Origin of the sequence: Myxococcus sp. AB056, from assembly GCF_006547365.1 — a bacterium.
Classification (GTDB): Bacteria; Myxococcota; Myxococcia; order Myxococcales; family Myxococcaceae; genus Myxococcus; species Myxococcus virescens.
In genome coordinates this window covers 1-19,994 of the sequence record NZ_VHLB01000025.1, presented here as the reverse complement: position 1 = coordinate 19,994, position 19,994 = coordinate 1, and the positions used below count along the sequence as shown (strand labels likewise).

Annotated in this window: 14 protein-coding genes; 8 read left to right on the top strand and 6 right to left on the bottom strand. The window is 69.7% G+C overall.

Translation table 11 applies throughout. From position 1 onward, the window contains the following. The gene (locus FMP39_RS13800; protein ID WP_141590347.1) at positions 1–585 is read right to left on the bottom strand and encodes a hypothetical protein; all 585 of its coding nucleotides are present in this window, start codon (positions 583–585) and stop codon (positions 1–3) included. A gap of 401 nt (positions 586–986) precedes the next feature. Between FMP39_RS13800 and FMP39_RS13795 the strand changes: the two genes are divergently transcribed. Both FMP39_RS13795 and FMP39_RS13790 read left to right on the top strand, forming a co-directional pair. Next, positions 987–1,895, top strand: coding sequence for a hypothetical protein (locus tag FMP39_RS13795; protein WP_141590346.1), 909 nt, complete (start codon positions 987–989; stop codon positions 1,893–1,895). Between the two features lie 11 nt (positions 1,896–1,906). Continuing rightward, the gene (locus FMP39_RS13790) at positions 1,907–2,914 is read left to right on the top strand and encodes an NAD(P)H-dependent glycerol-3-phosphate dehydrogenase (RefSeq protein ID WP_141590345.1); all 1,008 of its coding nucleotides are present in this window, start codon (positions 1,907–1,909) and stop codon (positions 2,912–2,914) included. A gap of 7 nt (positions 2,915–2,921) precedes the next feature. Here FMP39_RS13790 and FMP39_RS13785 read toward each other — a convergent pair whose 3' ends face one another. Further along, positions 2,922–3,347 carry a hypothetical protein gene (locus FMP39_RS13785; protein WP_011551472.1) on the bottom strand — a complete coding sequence of 142 codons (426 nt, stop codon included), beginning with the start codon at positions 3,345–3,347 and terminating at the stop codon, positions 2,922–2,924. Between the two features lie 47 nt (positions 3,348–3,394). Continuing rightward, complete coding sequence (gene hflX / locus FMP39_RS13780; RefSeq protein WP_194858388.1) at positions 3,395–5,047, bottom strand: GTPase HflX; 1,653 nt, start codon at positions 5,045–5,047, stop codon at positions 3,395–3,397. A gap of 122 nt (positions 5,048–5,169) precedes the next feature. Here hflX and proB point away from each other — a divergent pair, with 122 nt between their 5' ends. Continuing rightward, positions 5,170–6,303, top strand: coding sequence for a glutamate 5-kinase (gene proB / locus FMP39_RS13775; RefSeq protein WP_141590343.1), 1,134 nt, complete (start codon positions 5,170–5,172; stop codon positions 6,301–6,303). A gap of 4 nt (positions 6,304–6,307) precedes the next feature. Here the strand turns inward: proB and FMP39_RS13770 are convergent, their stop codons facing one another. Next, complete coding sequence (locus FMP39_RS13770; protein WP_228557963.1) at positions 6,308–6,778, bottom strand: hypothetical protein; 471 nt, start codon at positions 6,776–6,778, stop codon at positions 6,308–6,310. 312 nt (positions 6,779–7,090) lie between these two features. On the opposite strand from FMP39_RS13770, the gene FMP39_RS13765 reads away from it, so the two are divergent. From FMP39_RS13765 to acnA, 5 genes are all read left to right on the top strand, one after another. Next, complete coding sequence (locus FMP39_RS13765) at positions 7,091–8,113, top strand: YafY family protein (protein ID WP_141590341.1); 1,023 nt, start codon at positions 7,091–7,093, stop codon at positions 8,111–8,113. Next, positions 8,110–9,039, top strand: coding sequence for a YafY family protein (locus FMP39_RS13760; protein ID WP_141590340.1), 930 nt, complete (start codon positions 8,110–8,112; stop codon positions 9,037–9,039). The genes FMP39_RS13765 and FMP39_RS13760 overlap by 4 nt, the downstream gene beginning before the upstream one ends. A 6-nt stretch (positions 9,040–9,045) precedes the next feature. Then, a complete protein-coding gene (locus FMP39_RS13755; RefSeq protein ID WP_141590339.1) occupies positions 9,046–10,617 on the top strand; it encodes an FHA domain-containing protein in 1,572 nt (523 codons plus the stop codon). 139 nt (positions 10,618–10,756) lie between these two features. Then, positions 10,757–12,019, top strand: coding sequence for a cardiolipin synthase ClsB (gene clsB / locus FMP39_RS13750; RefSeq protein ID WP_141590338.1), 1,263 nt, complete (start codon positions 10,757–10,759; stop codon positions 12,017–12,019). Positions 12,020–12,186: 167 nt separating this feature from the next. Beyond that, positions 12,187–14,913 carry an aconitate hydratase AcnA gene (gene acnA / locus FMP39_RS13745; RefSeq protein ID WP_141590337.1) on the top strand — a complete coding sequence of 909 codons (2,727 nt, stop codon included), beginning with the start codon at positions 12,187–12,189 and terminating at the stop codon, positions 14,911–14,913. A 98-nt stretch (positions 14,914–15,011) separates the two neighbouring features. Here the strand turns inward: acnA and FMP39_RS13740 are convergent, their stop codons facing one another. After that, entirely contained in the window at positions 15,012–15,434 is a 423-nt protein-coding gene (locus tag FMP39_RS13740; protein WP_140788353.1) for an HD domain-containing protein, read from the bottom strand. A gap of 61 nt (positions 15,435–15,495) precedes the next feature. After that, complete coding sequence (locus tag FMP39_RS13735) at positions 15,496–19,980, bottom strand: PilC/PilY family type IV pilus protein (RefSeq protein WP_141590336.1); 4,485 nt, start codon at positions 19,978–19,980, stop codon at positions 15,496–15,498. Positions 19,981–19,994 lie beyond the last annotated feature (14 nt).

Here is a 19,994-nt window from a genome sequence, read left to right as displayed (position 1 = left end):
TCAGGGCTCGCCGGAGTCCCCCGCGTCCTCTTTGGGGGCACTAGGTGTCCCTGCGTCGAGCACGGCGGGCCTGGTGGCGGTGAGCGCCGAGCGCGCCACCTCCACGGCCCGCTCCGTCTCACCGCCCAGCCAGGTGACGACGACCGCGCAGTCCGTGTCGTCATCCCAGGCCAGCACCTGGGACATGCCCTGGGCGGGCGCGCGCCGCACCGCGGCACGGCCGAGCGCGGGCACCTCCACGCCGCCGGCCTGGAGGGTGGGGGCCATCAACTCGTGGATGTCCGACTGGGCGTAGCGGGCGTTGCAGTCCCAGGTGATGGAGACGGCGAGGCCGGGCTCCGCGTCCGAGCGGAAGCTGCACAGCGGGCCACACGTCGGACAGGCGCGCTCCTGCTTCATGGTGAAGCCGGGGAGCATCAGCTCGCGGTCGTCCGCGGGCAGCAGCACCTCGCAGTCGGGGAGCGCCGCGCGCTCGGCGGGGGGCGCTGGGGTGCCCGCGTCCACCGCGGGGGTGTCGGAAGGTCGGCTCCGGCATGCCGCCAGTGCCAGTGCCATGAACAATGCCGCGCGCCCTCCAGCCCTCATCCCGTGTGACTCCCGTGTGCGCCTGCCGAAGCGGCGCGGATGGTAGACCGGAGGATGCCTCGCGCGGCGACGTTTCCCGCATGTCGCTGACCGCTTCCGGACGCCGGCCCGGTCTGGCCTCCGAGCGAGCGGGCATGCCTCGTGCCTTATACGCCCGTCGGACTAAGCTGAGGCTTCCCACCATGCGCTCCGCCCCCTCTTTGCCCTTGCTCGTGTTTGCCCTGGTGGGAGACGTCCAGGCTCGTCCGGCGGAGGGCGCTCCCCCAGCGGTCGTGCCGTCTCAGTCGAGGGTGTCGGGCGCCGAGGCTTCGAAGGCGCGTGTCCCATCGGCGGGCTCGTCGAAAGCATCCGCGCCGTCCCAGCCAGGACCGCCTGCGTCTGGAGGTGGGGCACCGGCAGGTGTGTCCTCGGGAACCGCGCCCGCGGCGGCTTCTGCGCCAGCGGAGTCTCCTGGGGCGCCTCCGCGCAACCCGGCGCCGGACACCTCCTGGGCGCAACCCGGGCAGGTCCCCGCGCCTGCTCACAACGAAGCTCCGGACGACGCGGCCTGGGAGTCCTTCCCGGGCGCCACCGCCGTCCCCGAGGCAGAGGAGGCGGCCACGCTGCCCCGGTTGCCTGAAGTTCCGCCGCTGGTGCCCATCGACGAGGCCGCCATTCCCGCGCCCCGGCCGCCGCCGGCTCCCATCAGGCCGCCGCTCGTCCCCAACCGCGTGAGCCTGCTCGGCGCCCAGACGGTGGGGGCAGGGGGCATGGCCGTGGGCCTGGCCCTAGGCTTTCCCATCGTGTCCGCGCGAGTCGCCGTGGGCGTCCATCGCCGCGTGGACGTGCTGGCCGGCGTGGACAGCGCCTATGGGTTGATGAACGAGCTGCGCGTGGGCGCGCGGTGGATGGTGCTCGACGGCGGGCCCCGGTGGAGCGTGGGCGTGGCGGTGGAGGGCAGCCACGCCTTCTTCTTGCGGCCCGCGAGCGTGGAGGACCGGGGCGCGCGCTACTACAGCGGGCGCCGCAACTGGAACGTGCTGCCCGGCATCGTCGGCAATCTCCAGCTCCCGGGCGCCCGCTCGCCGCGACTGTTCCTGGACGTCCGCTACCTGATGGCGCTGGACACCGAGCCCATTCAAGGGGTGCCGCTGGGCGGCCTGCCCCCTGACGTCGAGCTGTCCGGAGCCTTCCCGGTGCGGCTGGGCGCGGAAATCCCCGTGAGTGAGAAAACGTCCTACGCTCTGACGATTGGCGGGGACATCCGGACCCGGCCTGACGAGACGGACTTCATGCCCGTCATCACCTTTGGCGTCGTGACTGGTTTCTAGCGAGGTCTTTCATGCGTGGCAGTGTCATCGGCTCCGGCTCCTTCGGTACCGCCCTGGCGAACGTGCTCGCGGTCAATTGCGAGGAGGTTCGTCTGTGGGGTCGTGAGTCCTCCGTCGTGGAGGCCATCAACACGCAGCACGAGAACCCCACCTACCTGAAGGGCATCCCCATCTCGGAGCGCGTGCGCGCCACGAATGACCTCCAGGAAGCGCTCGCGGGCTCGGAGTTGGTGGTGCTGGCCACGCCCAGCCACGCCACGCGCGAGGTGGTGGCGAAGGCCCAGGCGTACCTGCCGCGCCATGTCCCCATCGTCACGGTGTCGAAGGGCATCGAGAACGGGACGTTGCTGACGATGACGGAGCTCCTGGAGGACTGCCTGCCGGAGGAGTTCCACCCGTACCTCGCGGTGCTGTCCGGCCCCAGCTTCGCCAAGGAGCTGGCGCGGCGCATGCCCACGGTGGTGACCATCGCCTCCCACTGGGACAAGGTGGCGCTGCGCTGCCAGAAGGCGCTTCAGACGGAGACGTTCCGCAGCTACACCTCCACGGACGTGGTGGGCGTGCAGTACGGCGGCGCGCTGAAGAATGTCATCGCGATTGCCGCCGGCATGGCGGACGGCCTGGGCATGGGCCACAACGCGCGCGCGGCCATCATCACCCGCGGCCTGGCGGAGATTACGCGCCTGGCGGTGCGCAAGGGCGCCAACCCGCTGACGCTCTCCGGTCTGTCCGGCATGGGCGACCTGGTGCTGACGTGCACCGGCGAGCTGAGCCGCAACCGGCACGTGGGGATGGAGCTGGGCAAGGGCCGCAAGCTGCCGGACATCCTCGCGGACATGAAGGAAGTGGCCGAAGGCGTGAAGACGGCCCGCAGCGCGCACGAACTGGAGCTCAAGACGGGCGTGGAGCTGCCCATCTGCCACCAAGTGTACCTGATTGCCCACGAGGGCAAGAGCGCGCGCACGGCGGTGGTGGACCTGATGACGCGCCAGCCGAAGTCGGAGCTGGCGGGCGTCTGAGCGGCCTTCAGTAGCGGCGCGGCGCGGCGTCCGGCGTGGCGCCGCGGACGCGCCACACGGTGAGCCGCTGGGAGTTGGTGTGGCTCACCACCAGGCCCTCCTGCTGCATCTGCTCCAGCAGGCGGTTCGTCTTGAGCCGGTCCAGTCCCACGGACTTCGCCAGCAAGTCACCGGGCATGCCGCTGATGTTGCGGCGCAGCTCGTTGACGATGGCGCGCTTGAACTCGTTCTTTTGGAGGCCGTCCAGGTCCTGCGTGCGCCACGCCTGGAGGACGCCCGCGGCGATGATGACCAGCGTCAGAATCGCCAGGACGGGGTAGATGATGTGGCTGTTCTGCTCCAGCAGCTCGAAGTACTTCGGAGACAGAGAGGACACAGGCTTCGCGTAGTCAGCCTGGGCCAGCAGCAGGGGTGTGAGCGATGGAGTCGACACGGCTCCCCGACTCTACGGGGAGCCGTGCCTGCGCGGCAACCGCGGGCTCAGACGGCGCCGATGGCCTCGGTGGCGCCTTCGGCGAACAGCGTGGTGTCCGCCTTGGCCAGCAGCGTCGCCAGGCCCTCGCGCGTCGCGGCGCTGATGGCCACGCCGCCCCGGGTGCGCAGCAGCGCCGCCACTTCGTCCGGCGGAAGCAGGTCCGCCTTGTTCCACACCATGAGGCGCGGCTTCTCCATCAAGTCGAGCGACTCGAGGATGTTCTCCACGGCCTCCACCTGCTCGTCGCGGGCGGGGTCTGCCGCGTCCACGACGTGGAGCAGCAGGCTGGCGTCGTACAGCTCCTCCAGCGTGGCGCGGAAGGCGGCGACCAGGTCCTTGGGCAGGTCCCGGATGAAGCCCACCGTGTCGGTGATGATGACCTCCCGCTCCTGCGGGAAGCGCAGCCGCCGGCTGGTGGGGTCCAGCGTGGCGAACAGCTTGTTCTCTGCCAGCACCTCGGCGTTCGTAATCGCGTTGAGGAGCGTGGACTTGCCGGCGTTGGTGTAGCCGACAATGGAGATGACGGGCAGCTCGCGCCGGTTGCGCTGGGCCCGGCGCACGCTGCGCTCCCGGCCAATCGCGTCGATGCGCTTCTCCAGGTGGGTGATTCGCTCGCGCACGCGGCGGCGGTCGATCTCCAGCTTCGTCTCGCCTGGGCCACGTCCGCCAATGCCGCCCATGAGCCGGCTGAGCGAATCGTCACTCTGCACCAGCCGCGGCAGCCGGTACTTCAGCTGTGCCAGCTCCACCTGGAGCTTGCCCTCGGCGCTCTGCGCGCGCTGCGCGAAGATGTCGAGGATGAGCTGTGAGCGGTCCAGCACCTTGAGACTGGTGGCCTCGCCGATGTGGCGGCCCTGGGACGGGGTGAGGTCCTTGTCGAAGATGAGCAGGTCCACCATGGACTGCATGGAGCGCAGGTTGAGATCCTCCAGCTTTCCGCGGCCGATGAGGTAGCGCGGGTCCGCCTCGCGCTTCACCTGGAGCACGGAGTCGATGACCTCCACGCCCGCGGTGCGCGCCAGCTCCTTCAGCTCCGCCAGGCTGGACTCGGCCAGGGCGCGGTTGCCGTCCAGGCACACCGCCACGAGGATGGCCTTCTCCCGGCCGCCCACCTTGCGCGACGCCGCTTTGCGGTTGAACTCCTCCTCCAGCGCGCCCAGCGTGTCCATGAGGTCCGGCTGCGCCACGTGGACGGAGGGCAGCGTCTCGACGTGCCAGAAGTCGCCGGAGCCGTTCTCCGGGATGAGGTAGGCGTAGTGCAGGACGCCTGGCAGGCCCTCGTGGCCCACGCCAACGGCCGCCACGCAGTCCAGGCGCAGCAGCGCGAGGTCCGTGAGGTCGTCCTTGGTGAGCGGCTCGCTCTTCAAGTGGGTGTGGATCAGGCGGAGGCCACGCAGACGCACCTGGCCCGCGCGGGCGCGGCCGATGTCCGGCAGCTCGAGCTTGTGGGCGTTGCCCACGATGACGTGCTCGATTTCTCCCTTCCGGTTGATGAGCACACCCACCTGCCGGTTCAGCTCACGCGACAGCTCGGTGAGATGCCGGGCAAGCTCGGGCGACACGATTTCGTGCGGTGGGACGCGCCGGCGGAAGGTGTTGCGCAACCGGTGCTGTTCGCTCGACTTGAGGCCCAGGGTGTTGCCGTAGATTTCCTTCAAACCGTGCTCTCCTGGCGGAGGCATTGGGGCCCCCACCTTTTTGGTACGACTTTATGACTGCCGCTGTGGGGAAAACACGCCGGACGCGCGCGTCTTCCATTTCTGACCTACGCTGACGCCCCGTGAGTTCGATTTCCACGGGACGCACCGCCCTACGCTCCGCCCGACGGGTGGTGGTGAAAATCGGCACCAACGCGCTGACGAACGCCACCGGACGTTTCAACCGTCAGCACTTCGATGCGCTGGGCCAGGATTTGTTGTGGGCCGCGCAGGGCCGCGAGCTGCTGGTGGTGTCCAGCGGGGCCATTGCCCTGGGGGTCGAGCGGCTGGGCCTGCCCTCGCGCCCTCGCGACATCCCAGGCAAGCAGGCGTGCGCGGCGGTGGGGCAGAGCCGGCTGATGCAGGCCTACGAAGAGGCCTTCGCCGCGCATGGGAAGGCGGTGGCCCAGGTGCTGCTCACCCACGAGGACGTGCAGGAGCGCCGCCGCTACCTCAACGTGAAGCACACCCTGGAGCGGTTGCTGACGGCGGGCGTCGTCCCCGTCATCAACGAGAACGACACCGTCTCCGTGGACGAGCTGAAGTTCGGTGACAACGACACGCTGGCGGGGCTGGTGGCCGGCGTGGTGGATGCCGACGCGCTCGTCCTGCTGTCGGATGTGGAGGGCCTCTACACCGGAGACCCCCGGCGCGACGCGGGCGCGGAGCTGCTGGCCACGGTGATGCAGGTGACGCCCGAGGTCCTGGCGCTCGCCACCGGCACGAGCAGCGGGGTGGGGACGGGCGGCATGAGCACCAAGGTGCGGGCGGCCGCGCGCGCGTCCGATTCCGGCATCCACTGCGTGATTACGTCCGGCGCCGTGCCCGGCCGCCTGCGCGCCGTCCTGGAAGGCGCGGACGTGGGGACCCACTTCGAGCCCGCCGGCAGCCGCCGCAGTGCCCGCGCCGCGTGGATTGCCCATGCCCTGCGCGCACGCGGGACGCTCACGGTGGATGCCGGCGCGCGCGAGGCCATTGTCACCGGCAAGCGCAGCCTGCTGCCCAGCGGCGTGCGCGGCGTGGAGGGTGACTTCGGGCGCGGAGACCCGGTGGACCTGGTGGACGCGGGGGGAGCCGTGTTCGCGCGCGGGCTGGCGGCCTACGACGCCAACGAACTGCGCCGCATCGCCGGACATCGCACGGCGGACATCGAAGCGGTGTTGGGCTACCGCTACCTCGACGAGGCCGTGCACCGCGACGACCTGGCCGTGCTGTAGCCGGTCAGATGGACGAGGTGGACAGCGACTTGCGGCCGCTTTCGCCCAGTTGCATGAGCGCGCGGAACTCCGGCGAGTCCACCTTCATCAGCAGCAGGGAGACCTCGAGCTCTCCGGGGACGCGGCCAAGCTGGAGCTTGCGCTCCTGGCCGTGGAGGAGCGCCAGCTCGGAGTGGCCCTTCGCCTCGGGCAGGAGCAGGTCGAGCTGGAGGAGGAAGGACTGGCCTTCGGCCTTGGGCGTGAGGACCAGCCGGTAGTCGGGCAGGGGCGCTCCCGGACGGCGGCGCTCGGCGCGAAGGGTGCGGCCCGTCTCGCCCAGCAGCTTGGGCTGGGCCACCAGCCGCCCGTCACGACGGACCTCGACGGCGAAGTAGAGGGGCTCCGCGCGCACGGGCGCAGGCGCGGCCATGCTCGTGAAGCCCACGAACATCGCCAACCCGGCCACCACATTACGGACGAGGGTGATGCCGCTCATCGTGAGTCCCTTCGGAGGCTCCGCTCGCCGCTTCGGCCGTGCGGCATCCGGACAGGCAGGCCCGTCCACGTCGCTTCCACTTCCACGGAATGGAGCAGCAATAACCCAGATCATGCCCGCAGTGCGAGCCCCCCGCCCAAGTCCTTGCCAGCCGCAATGAGTACAACCATGCGCACAGGTGATTACCTGCTTGTTTGTTCAGGCGTGTCCGGCTATCTCGCCGGACGCGAGCGGCCCTCTCACCTGTTTCCCACCCACACGTCCACTTCTTGACCCTCTCGGGGCCGCCCGGCATCGTCGCCGACCTTTCCAATGGACCGCACTGAACGCATCCTCGACCTCGTGGCCCTTCTGCTCGACGCACGCGAGCCCATCTCCTGGGCCGAGCTGCGCGAGCACTTCCCTGGTGACTACGGCGGCTCCGATGATGCCGCCGAGCGCAAGTTCGAGCGCGACAAGGCGGAGCTGGTGGAGCTGGGCTTTCCGCTGACGTACGTGCAGGGAGACGACGAGCGCCGGGACGGCTACATCGTCGACCGGGACGCCTACTACCTCCCGGAGGCGGACCTCTCCAAGGAGGAGCTGGCCGTGCTCTACGCCGCCGGCTCCGCGGCGCTGGCGTCGGGGGCCTTCCCGGGCCGGGATGACCTGGCGCACGCGCTGCGGAAGATAGGCTTCTTCGCCGGTCAATCCCTACCCACACCCCGGGTGCGCATGGAGCTGGGCTCCGTGCATGAGGGCCAGGAGAAGGAGATTTCCGCGCGCCTGGAGCAGCTCTGGGATGCGTGCGCGGCCCGCAAGTGGGTGGACCTGACGTATGCCAGCCCCAAGCAGGCCGGCACCACGCAGCGGCGGGTGGACCCGTATGGCCTGGCGCTGCGCCGCGGCGCCTGGACGCTGGTGGGGTACTGCCACCTGCGCAAGGACTTGCGGACCTTCCACGTCCACCGGATTCGCGAACTCAAGGTGAACACGGCGCGCCCGCGCACGCCGGACTTCCAGGTGCCGGCGGACTTCTCGCTGGAGGCCCACGTGCCGTACTTCCCGTGGCAGCACCGCTTCCATGAGCAGGTGGAGGTGGTGCTCCACCTGTCGGGCACGCTCGCCTCGCGGGCCGCGAGCCTGTTGCCCGGCGCCACGCTGGAGCCGGCGGAGGAGGGGGCGGTGCGGGCGCGGCTGCCGGTCACGTTCGTGGACGGCCTGATGCGCTTCTGCCTGGCGCTGGGGCCGGACTGCCGCGTGGAGGGCCCCGAACGGGCGCAGGCGCGTCTGCGCGAGATGGCCTCGCGCATCGTGTCGTGCCACGACGATTCGCTGGACAAGGTGAGCGCATGAGCAACGTCCACGAGCGGCTCCGCCGCCTGCTGTTCCTGGTTCCCTACGTCTCCAAGCACCCCGGCGTCACGGTGGACGCGCTCGCGCGCGCCCTCAACATCAGCCGCGAGGACCTGCTGGAGGAGCTGGACCTGCTCACCTGCGTGGGCCGGCCGCCCTTCAACCCGGACGACTACATCGACATCTACGTGGACAACGACCGCGTCTACGTGGACCTGGATCAGCGCCTCTTCGCGCCGCCCCGGTTGACGCCGGGCGAGGCCGCGGCGCTGGCCGCGTCTGCGGAGCTGCTGCGGCCGGCCACGGGGGACGCGTTGCAGAGCGCCCTCCAGAAGCTGGAGCGCGTGCTGCCGCCCGCCACCCGCGAGCGCTACCGGGAGATGTACCGGAAGATTGATGCGTCCACCGAGGCGCCCCAGGCCCTGGGGCCGCTCACCCGGGCCATCATCGAGCGCTTGGAGGTGACGTTCGGCTATGCCAGCCCCGGCCGGTCGCCGGAGCCGCGCACCGTGCGCCCCTACGAGCTGCTCAGCCACCGGGGGCAGTGGTATCTGCAGGGCTACTGTCACACCCGGCAGGACGCGCGCCTGTTCCGCCTGGACCGGATGGAGGACATCCTCGTCACGGACGTGGCCTTCCAGCCGCCCGCGGACGCCCGGGCGGACGTGCCCAACCCGGCGCGGGGGCTGACGGATTCCTCGGTGCGCGTGCGCTTCTCCCCCGTGGCCGCACCCTACGTGAAGGAGCGCTTCGGCCAGGACGCCCGCCCGCTTGCCGACGGGGGCGTGGAGGTGCTGGTGGCGGGGGACAGCGAACGCTGGCTCACCCAGTGGGTCCTGTCCTTCGGTGGCGAGGCGCAGGTCATGGAACCGGCCTCCGCGCGCGCGGCCGTTGCCCGAGCGGCGCGGGCCTCTGTAGGATTGTAACCCCCCATGCCTTTCCAGCTGACGATCTCCGAGGGTAGAGAAGCCGGTAAGGAGTTCGTCTTCGACCAGGACTCCGTTCTCATCGGCCGTTCGACGGATTGCGACGTCGCGCTGTTCGACCCGGGTGTGTCCCGGCGCCACTGCCGCATCTTCCTCGACGGTGATGTCTACGCCGTCGAGGACCAGGGCAGCGCCAACGGGTCGCTCGTCAACGGCAGTCCGGTGAAGACGCAGGTGCTTGAGGACGGCGACAAGCTGACCCTGGGGCCGGTGACGTTCATCTTCGCCATGCTGACGGACGAGCCGGCCACGGGTGAAGAAGAGCTCCCCGCCGGCGCCCAGGACGGCGATGGCAGCACGCGCATCGTCTCCCTGGATTCCCTGAAGCGGCAGCGCAACAAGGGCGTCGCGCTGGCCCCGGAAGGTGCGGACCAGGAGGCGCTGAACGAAATCCGCGAGGGCGCCACCCGCTCCAACCTGCAGGCCCTGCGCCCCGTGTCCCAGGGGCAGAGCGGCTCACGGCAGGCGGCCATGGAGCGCTCGGCGCCAGCGGCACCGCCCGCGAAGCGGCCGTCCAGTTCGCCCCCGCCGGCCCGGGCCCGTCCGTCGCCGTCCGCGTCGGGCGGTGGTGGCCTGTCCGCGGCGGAGCGCGCGCGCATCCGGCGTGAGTCCCCCGGCGTGGTGTCCAGCGCGAAGCTCTTCTGGGCGGACGCCAGCCAGGGCGTGCGCACCGGCATCATCGGTGGCGGCGTGGCCATGGTGCTCGCGCTGTTCGGCGTCCTCTACTGGCTGGTGCTGAGCGGCGAGGATGGTCAGCCGGTGGGCGAGGAGCCCTCGATGTTGACCGGCGCGCCCATCCGCGACTCGTTCGGCCTGGGGCCGGGTGTGACGTGGGAGCGCCCGGACATGAAGGTCTTCGAGTGGGAGTACACCGCCGCCACGCGCGCGGTGGTCATCCTCCACTACCAGGCCCAGGGCATCTCCAAGGACGAGGTCGTGGTGAGCGTCAACGGCGTGGACGTGGGCAAGGTGCCGCCCGACACGCTGGCCAGCCAGGACCGCTCCATCGAACTGATGATTCCGGCGCAGCACCTGAAGAAGGGCGAGCCCAACCGCATCATCTTCGACAACGTGAAGAATCCGCCGGGCGAAGACCCGTGGGTCATCTGGAATATCTGGGTGGAGCGCGCGCTGCTGCCGGACCTGCTGCCGGAGGAGCTGGTGCGCGAGGCCACCGAGTACCACAAGCGTGGCTTGAAGCACTTCCAGACGCCGGACATCGGCGCTCGCAACCGCTACGAGGCCTGGAAGTCCTTCCGCGTGTCGTGGCTGATGCTGGAGGCCCACCCGGAGCCGAAGCCCGACCTCTACTACGACGCCCAGGAGCGCATGAAGGCGGCGCAGCAGGAGCTGGACCGCACCTGCTCCAAGCTGCTGCTTGAGGTGGAGGGCTACTACAACCAGGGCAACTACAAGAGCGCCTCCGCCACCCTGGACCACGTGAAGGAGTACTTCCCGGAGTTCGACCAGCCGTGCGCCACCCGCGCGGACGCCAAGCGCGCGGAGTACGGCCTCTAGGCCGCGCCACGGCTTTCCGGTGTCCGTGAAGTCGCGGGGTTGTCCCGTCGGCTTCCGGACACCGGCTGGCACTGGAAGGCAGGCTGCGATGCGGCTCGGGTTGCCGGGGCGCGCGGGCATCCGCACCGTATGGGAGGCCATGCGTGACCAGGAGGCGTTGACCGAGCAGTCGGGGGACGTGGACACGGGCGCGCCGCGGCGTGCGCCCACGCCCCCAGGGCCCGTGCCGGAGCATGGGCCGGTGTGGAGCCCCAACGTCTCCGGGCCGCTCCTGTCGCGCTACTACCTGCCGCGCCGCCACGGGGTGGTGCAGGGCAACGCATGCCAGCTGCTACGCGACGGCGTGGAGGCCTACCCGGCGATGCTGGAGGCCATCCGCGGGGCGCGCCGTTATGTCCGCATGGAGACGTACATGTTCGTCTCCGACGCCGTCGGCGAGCTGTTCGGCGAGGCGCTGGCGGAGGCGGCCGAGCGCGGTGTGCACGTGAAGGTGTTGTACGACGCGGTGGGCTCCTGGACGAGCCGCCGGAGCTTCTTCGCCGGGCTGCGCGCGCGGGGCGTGGACATCCGCGCCTTCAAGCCCTTCAGCCTGTCACGCGGGCTGCGGCACCTGCTGCGGAGGGACCACCGCAAAATCCTGGTGGTGGACGGCGAGGTGGCCTTCACCGGTGGGGTGAACATCTCCGCCCATTGGGCGCCCGCGGAGATTGGCGCGGCGTGGCGGGATGACGTGCTGCGCATCGAAGGGCCGGCCGTCCACGAGCTGGAGCGGTGTTTCTCCGCCACGTGGCGGATGATGTTCCAGGGCCGCTTCCACCGGCTGACCCGGCGGCTGGAGCGCCTGCGCAACCCACCGCCCCGGCGCGGCACGGTAGGGCTGGCGGTGTTGTCCAGTCGGCGAAGCATCCACCGGGCCTACCTGCACGCCATCCGCCGGGCCCGGCGCAGCGTGCTGGTGGCCGCCGCCTACTTCATTCCAGATCGGCGCATGGTGATGGCGCTGCGCGAGGCGGCCCGGCGCGGGGTGGAGGTCCATCTGCTGCTCAACGCTCGCAGTGACCACCCCATCCTGGAGTTCATGGCCCGGGCCTTCTACGAGCGGCTGCTGAGCGCGGGCGTCCGCATCTTCGAGTGGCAGCGCGGCGTGCTGCACGCCAAGACGGCCGTGGTGGACGGGGTGTGGGGCACCATCGGCTCTTTCAACCTGGAGCGCCTCAGCCTGGCCTTCAATCATGAGGTGAACGCAGTCTTTGCCGACCGTCGCTTGGGACAGCAACTGGAGGACTCCTTCCGCGGTGACTGCGGGGACTGCCGCGAGGTGACGCTGGCGGAGTTCCGTCGCCGGCCCCTGTGGCAGAAGCTGCTGGAGCGGGCCCTGTCTCTGCTTCGCAAAATCATTTGAGCCACACCTGTCCGCCCCTCAGCGGGCCGCATGGTTCCGATGAGCGGGGCTGCACATCCGCGGCTCGAAGCGTCCGGCCCTCAATGCGCTCGCAGGAACCCTTTGCAACGCGTCAACGGGGGGCCTAGAAGTTCCCGCATCCCGCGCAAGGAAGGACGGCAACACACATGACCGACAGTTTCGGCACGAAGTCCCAGCTCAAGGTGGGCTCTGCCACCTATGACCTCTTCAGCCTGGGCAAGCTGGCGAAAACCCACCCGGCGGTGAACCGCCTGCCGTTCTCGCTGAAGGTCCTGCTGGAGAACCTGCTGCGCCACGAGGACGGTCGTGTGGTGAAGCGCGAGCACGTGGAGAAGATGCTGGCGTGGGACCCCAAGGCCACCCCGGACGTGGAAATCTCCTTCCACCCCGCCCGCGTGCTTCTCCAGGACTTCACGGGCGTGCCCGCGGTGGTGGACCTGGCGGCCATGCGTGAGGCGCTGGCCTCCATGGGCGGCAACCCGGACAAGATCAACCCGCGCAACCCGGCCGACCTGGTCATCGACCACTCGGTGCAGATTGACTCCTTCGCGACGTCCGCCGCGTTCAAGGAGAACGCCGAGCTGGAGTTCGAGCGCAACCGTGAGCGGTACGCGTTCCTCCGCTGGGGCCAGAGCGCGTTCAAGGGCTTTGGCGTGGTTCCGCCGGACATCGGCATCTGCCACCAGGTCAACCTGGAGTTCCTGGCGCACGTGACGTTCCGCCAGGGCAGCACCGTGTACCCGGACACGCTGGTGGGCACCGACAGCCACACCACGATGATCAACGGCCTGGGCGTGGTGGGCTGGGGCGTGGGCGGCATCGAGGCCGAGGCCGCGCTGCTGGGCCAGCCGATTACGATGCTGATTCCGCAGGTGGTGGGCTTCAAGCTCTCCGGCAAGCTGCCCGCGGGCGCCACCGCCACGGACCTGGTGCTCACCGTCACGCAGATGCTTCGCAAGAAGGGCGTGGTGGGCAAGTTCGTGGAGTTCTACGGCAGCGGCCTGAAGAACCTGTCCCTGCCGGACCGAGCCACCATCGCGAACATGGCGCCCGAGTACGGTGCCACCATCGGCTTCTTCCCGGTGGACGAGGAGAGCCTCAACTACCTGCGCTTCACCGGCCGTCCGGACGACCTGGTGGCCCTCACCGAGGCCTACGCCAAGGAGCAGGGCCTGTGGCGGCGTGACGACGCCGAGGACCCCATCTTCAGTGACACGCTGGAGCTGGACCTGTCCACCGTGGTGCCCAGCCTCGCCGGCCCCAAGCGCCCGCAGGACCGCGTGCCCCTCAAGGACATGAAGTCCGGCTACGAGAAGTCGCTGGTGGAGATGCTGTCGGCCGGCAAGAGCAAGGGCGAGGACGAGGAGGGTGGCAAGGGCAAGGCCGCCGCCGCGGTGCCTCCCGAGCGTCTGGCGCAGACTGTCACGGTGAAGAACGGCCGCCAGAGCTACCAGATGGGCCACGGCGCGGTGGTGATTGCGTCGATTACGTCCTGCACCAACACCTCCAACCCGGCGGTTCTGGTGGGCGCGGGCATCCTGGCCAAGAAGGCCGTGGAGCGCGGCCTCAACCCGAAGCCGTGGGTGAAGACGTCCCTGGCCCCGGGCAGCCGCGTCGTCAGCGAGTACCTGCGCGACGCCGGCCTGCTGCCGTACCTGGAGGCCGTGGGCTTCCACATCGTGGGCTACGGCTGCACGACGTGCATCGGCAACTCCGGTCCGCTGACGGAGCCCGTGGCCAACGCCGTCACCGAGGGTGACTTGGTTGTCGCCGCGGTGCTGTCCGGCAACCGCAACTTCGAAGGCCGCATCAACCCGCACGTGCGCATGAACTACCTGGCCAGCCCGCCGTTGGTGGTGGCCTACGCGCTGGCGGGTGAAGTGGGCATGGACCTGGACAACGAGCCGCTGGGCAACGACCCCAACGGGCGTCCCGTGTTCCTCAAGGACATCTGGCCCACCAACGAGGAGATTCAGGAGGTCATCCGCACCTCCGTGAAGCCGGAGCAGTTCCGCAGCCAGTACGCCAACGCCATGGACGGCGACGCGCTCTGGCAGCAGCTGCCGGTGGGCAAGGGCTCCACGTTCCAGTGGGACGACGCGTCCACCTACGTGCGCAAGCCGCCCTTCTTCGACAACCTGCCGAAGGAGCCCAAGGCGACGCAGGACATCCATGGCGCGCACGTGATGGCGCTGCTGGGTGACTCCGTCACCACGGACCACATCTCCCCCGCGGGCAACATCGCCAAGACGAGCCCGGCGGCCAAGTACCTCATGGCCAACGGCGTGGAGCCCAAGGACTTCAACTCCTACGGCGCGCGCCGCGGCAACCACGAGGTGATGGTGCGCGGCACCTTCGCCAACATCCGCCTGAAGAACCTGCTGGTCCCGGGCGTGGAGGGCGGCGTCACCGTCCACATCCCCACGCGCGAGCGGATGAGCATCTACGACGCGTCCATGAAGTACCAGGCGGAGGGCACGCCGCTGGTGGTGCTGGCGGGTGCGGAGTACGGCACCGGCTCCAGCCGTGACTGGGCGGCCAAGGGCACCATGCTGCTGGGCGTGAAGGCCGTCATCGCCAAGAGCTTCGAGCGCATCCACCGCTCCAACCTGGTGGGCATGGGCGTGCTGCCGCTCCAGTTCGAGGCGGGCCAGGACGCGCAGTCGCTGGGCCTCACCGGCCACGAGAAGTTCGACATCACCGGCGTGGCGCAGGACCTGGCGCCGCAGAAGAAGCTCACCGTGAAGGCCACGGGCGAGAGCGGCACCAAGGAGTTCACGGTGGTGTGCCGCATCGACACGCCGAACGAGCTCGACTACTACCGTCACGGCGGCATCTTGCAGTACGTGCTCCGCCAGCTCGCCAAGGGCTAGCGCGGAGAGGAAGGAACCGGCGCCCTGCTTTCCTCGGCGGGCGCTGGTAGCACTACGGCCCGGAGTCGCCCCCGTGGCGCTCCGGGCCGTCGTGTCTTCTAGGGTTCGCGCAGGCGGGCCCAGGCGGCGCGGTAGCGGGCCAGGCGCTCGGCGTCCTTGGGCGTCACCGCGGCCAGCCGCCGCACGTCCATGTTGTCTTCCAGGTCCGCCAGCTTCACGCGGCGGGCGAGCGCCAGCGGGCGCAGCCGTTCGATGAAGGCCTCGTATGTTTCGTCCTGGCGGCGGGTGAGGGCGTCCAGCGCGCCCAGGACGTTTTCCGGGTAGCCCAGCTCGCGCAGTCGCTCGAGCGTGTAGGGCGTGTCCTCCACCACGTCGTGGAGGATGGCCACGGTGCGCTCTTCATCCGTGTCCAGCCGCATCATCACCCGCAGCGGGTGGAGGATGTACGTCTGGCCGGCCTTGTCTCGCTGGCCGTGATGCGCGGCCACCGCGAGCGCGATGGCGTCTTCGAGTGCGGGCATGCCCGTCTTCTAACGCCAGACGCCCTCCCCAGGCGAGCGGGGAGGGCGGGCCTTCACGCCGTCACGGCTGGCAGCTGGCCGCGTTCTCGTGGCGGCAGGCGTGCTGTTCCTGGGTGAGGGGCAGCTCGTACACGTTCTGGAGCACCTCGCTGTTCTCCGACACGTCCACCGAGGTGGCCTGGCGCTGTCCGGGCTCCTGCATGACGGCGCTGTATTTCACGCTGCCCGTGGGCGAAATCATCACCGCGGTGGCGGGCTCGGGCGGCGGTGACAGCACCGCGCGCTCCTGGTAGCGCGCGTTCTCGAAGGACGCGGCGCAGTTGGGCAGACCGCTGAGGAAGTCCGCCTGGTAGAAGCGGGCCCGGGCGGCGGTGCTGCTGCACACCTCGCCGTCCTGCGACGGGTAGATGACGTTCCACAGCGTGCAGCTGGCCACCGTGGCCGCGCCGCCCGCCGTCTTGTGGGTGTGGTTGTCCGTGTACTCCAGCATCCACCCATTGCCTTCGGGCGTGGCGCCCGTCGCGGAGCAGGCCCCGGACGCGTCGCAGGTGATGTTCGTCACGTCCACCAGGTCACCGCTGGTGTCGTTGTCGCTGGTGCGGTCGCTCAGGCGTTTCGCGTCGAACTGGCTCGCCGTCATGGGGCCCTCCGCGGAAACAGCGGTGGCATCCTCGGCGAACGTCTGCCCGGCCACGCCGTATACGCGCACGCCGTAGAAGCGATTCTTCCCAATGGCGTTGACGGTGCGGGTCAGCTCCAGGTCCGCGAAGTTGGGCGCCACGTTGCTCACGTCGAGGCAGCGGAAGTGGCCGTCGGCGTCCTTGCCGCACTCCACGCGCGCGGGGCTCATGGAGGTGTAGTCCTGGGGCGCTCCCGGGCAGGAGCGGGCCTCGTGCCGGGTGAACCGGGCCGACACCACCGTCTGGCCCGGGTCGCCACAGGCGGGCTGCGAGGCCGTCCCACGCGTCAGCGTGGACTGTGCCAGTCCCCGCTGCGTCCACTGGTGCCGCGACTGGGTGACGTTCTCGCCGATGCGGTCCACGCGGTAGTCCACCTCCACGTTGCCGCACCCGTAGCGCGCGCAGGCCTGCGGGTTGTCGAAGCGGCAGATGCCGGCCTGGTCATCCAGCAGCGCGTAGCGGTCACCCGTGCCGACGAGCGCGCGCATGGCGCCCGTGCCCGGCTGGATGCCAATGGAGGGCACGTAATAGAAGGGCCACGTGCGCGTGAGGCTGTCGCCCTGGCCGCCCGACGGACCCACTGCGTCCCGGTCCATCTGGAAGGCGCGCGCGGCGCTCCAGTTGCGGATGAGCCGGGTGCTCGGGTCCAGCGCACCGGGCACGGACATGCGCGCCACCCACAGCTGGCCGCGCATGTCACCGAAGACGGCCGTGTCGAAGAAGCCGTCCTGTTGCACGTTGCCCGCCACGCCGTAGTCCACCAGCGCCACGGGCGCCGCCACGCTGTGCGTGAGGTGCCGCGCGGGCCCGTGCTGTTCGCCGGTGGCGTTCGGGTCGTATTCGAACTTCCACCACAGGTTGTCGGTGCGGCCATTCACCTCGGGGGACCACGCGTCCACCATGTAGATGCCGCGGCCCTTCTCCTGGCCGGGGGACCAGCCGCCCGACAGGGCCACCATCCACCGCTCCTGGGTCTCCACGTTGTAGCGGGACACGGGACCGGCCGAGGTGCCCGCCTCCACCAGCACGGGGCCAATGGGCGGCGGCTTGGGGCTGAGCGAGAAGAGCGTCTTGCCGAAGAGGGCGGCCTCCGGGGAGTCCGGCTGCGGGTACATCCACTGCATCCGGGGCGCGCCGAAGCGGCCGGTGCCCGAGTCCGCGCGCAGCTCCAGCGCCAGGTAGTGCACGCCGCCGCGTCCCTCCGAAATCACCGCCATCGTGTGGTACTCGGTGGACTGCTTGATGCCGTCCGGCTGCGAGCCGTCCGAGCCGTCCGCCCACACGTCGCGCACCATGATGTCGCCGTCCACGTAGTACTGGTGGCCGCCCGCCATCTCGTGCAGGCGCGACAGCAGGTCGGGCGGGATGAAGGCCCACTCCTCCTCGCCGTTGCTGGGCGAGTACTCAATCATGGGCAGGCCGCCCTCGCAGTTGTCGTTGCTCGCGGTGCTGTCGCGGAAGGCGTGCAGCATGCCGTCGTTGGCGCCCACCAGCACCAGCTTGTCGCGGCGGCGGTAGCGGTGCAGGTACGCGTCATACGCGTCCACCTCCACGGTGTTGCCGCAGCGGCTGATGCTCTCCGTGGCGAGCGGTGTGGGCGACACGCCCAGTTGCTGGCTGTAGAGGGTGCGCGTGCACTGGTTGCTCATGCCCAGGTTGCACAGGAACTTGTCCATGGGCGGGTCCACCAGCACCGGCGCGGAGTGGAAGATGTCGCCCAGCACGGAGCGGCGCACCTCGGTGCGGTTGCCGTTGCCGTCCTCGTCCGCCAGGTCCTGGCCGCGCACGTATTGGATGAGCGTGCGCACGCAGATGTCGTTCACCCAGGTCTGCGCCTGCGTCAGGTTGCCGAAGCCGGGTACCGCGACGCTCATGGCCGCGGCGGCCTGCTGGGGCGTCAGCCGGAGGCCCGTCATCAACGTGCCCGGGTCGATCTCCAGGGGGCTGAGCGACAGCACCTTCGGGCAGACCGGGGTGCCGAGGATGCCGAAGTAGCTCTTCAGCACCTCGCGGTTCTCCACGGTGAACTCGATGGGCGTCGCCGTGTTGTCCGCGGCGGTGATGCGCCCGTCCTGGTTGCTGTCCGTCACCGTGTAGATCTTCCGGCTGTTCAGCGCCCGGGCCAGCAGCGCGCGGCGCGCCTCCCAGAACTGGTTGGCCGGGGTGCTGCCTCCGTCCTTGATGAAGTTGCCGGATGTGTCCTCGACGACGATGTCCCCGTCCCGGTCCACGACGAAGATGTCGTCCATGTCGCCGTCGCCGTTCTTGTCGACACCTTCCACGAACTCGTTGAACTGGTTGAAGCGCCACAAGTCGCCGCGCCAGGCGCTGTCACCGGAGGCGGGCGACATGCGCGGCATCAGCGCGCTGAGCGTGGAGCTGCCCGTCTGGAACGAGGAGATGGCCGCGGCGGCGAACGCGATGTTCCGGTTCTGCACGTCGTCGACGATGGCCTGGAGCGCCGTCTTCAGCTGGCTGGAGTTGGTGGCCGCGTAGAAGCGCCCGCCGCCCGCGTCCGCGGTGACGCGCAGCAGGTTGATGGCCTGCGTGTTCGTCAGCGCGAAGCCCACGGTGTAGGTGGCCACCTGCTGCGTCCCATCCAGTTCCGGCCGCAGGTCGTTCGTCCACATCCACTTGGCGATGCGGTGGATGTGGCTGCTGGAGCCGCCGCTGTTGCTGCCCTGGCCGGCCGCGGCGCAGTTGGTGCAGGGGACTTCCAGGTTGCGCACCTTGGCCGGGACCTGGGCGGAGTCACCGCCGGGCTCGTTGGGCTCCCCGTCCGTGAGCAGAATCATGGCGTTGAAGCCGCAGGTGAAGCAGGTGGCGGCTCGTCCGGGCGCAGCCTCGTCGTTGAAGCCCGAGTCGAGCAGGTATCCGCTGCCGAACCAGCCGGGGAACGGGTCGCTGCCGGCGGAGCGGAAGTAGGTGCTGGCCCCCCACATGGCCTGTGTCAGGGGCGTGCCCGTGTTGAAGCGCAGCCCGTTCCGCATCTTGATGAGCAGGTTGTTGCGGTGATCTTCACGCTTCGCGCCGCTGAGCGAGTCGCCGCAGCTGGGACCGAAGCGCTCGAAGCGCACCACGTCCTGGCCGCTCCACTTCGCCGTGTCGGTGGCTTCGCTGCTCGCGGAGAACGTCACCACGCCGAAGCGCGTGCGCTCCGAGTCCTTGAGCACCTGGCTGATGACGTTGACGGCGGAGTGGCCGCGCGGCGAATAGAAGTTGAGGAAGTTGCCGGAAGCCACGCGCTTCTCTTGCGTGTATTGGAAGTAGCCCTTCGTCGCGAGGCACTGCGCGCACGCGGCGCGCGCGGCGGCCTGGGTGGTGTTGTTGCCGGAGTCCACCACCTGGGCGCACGCCTCTGCCGCGGTGCCACTGATGACCGTGTTGGGCGGCGGCTCGTTGAATTTCACCGGGTTGCGGGTCATCCCGAAGCTGGACTGCGTGGTGCTGCCGTTGCCATCGAAGCGGTAGTAGTTGGTGGGCACGAACCAGGGCGAGTCCTGGTTGGTCAGCGACAGCCACATCCGCGGGTACTCGACGTTGGCGTCGTAGTTCAGCTCGTCGATGTTGGCCTGACGGCAGCCGGGGAAGGTGCCGGAGCTGTTTTTGGAATAGCTCTGGTAGTCGTTGTTGCTCCAGGCGATGGGCCAGTACGCCATGGAGCCCGACGTATCCAGGATGAGCAGGATGTTGGGCGGGCCGCTGGGGCTGGTGAAGAAGCGCTCGTCGCTGCCGCGCGCGGGGTTGAGCAGCGCGTCCAGGCGAGAGGTGGACTGCAGGCTGCAAGACGCCGGGTCCTGCGCGAGCGCGCCAGGGGCGGCCAGCAGCACGGACAGGGCCGTCAGGGTGGAGAAGAGTGCCTTCATGGGGGGCTCGGGGA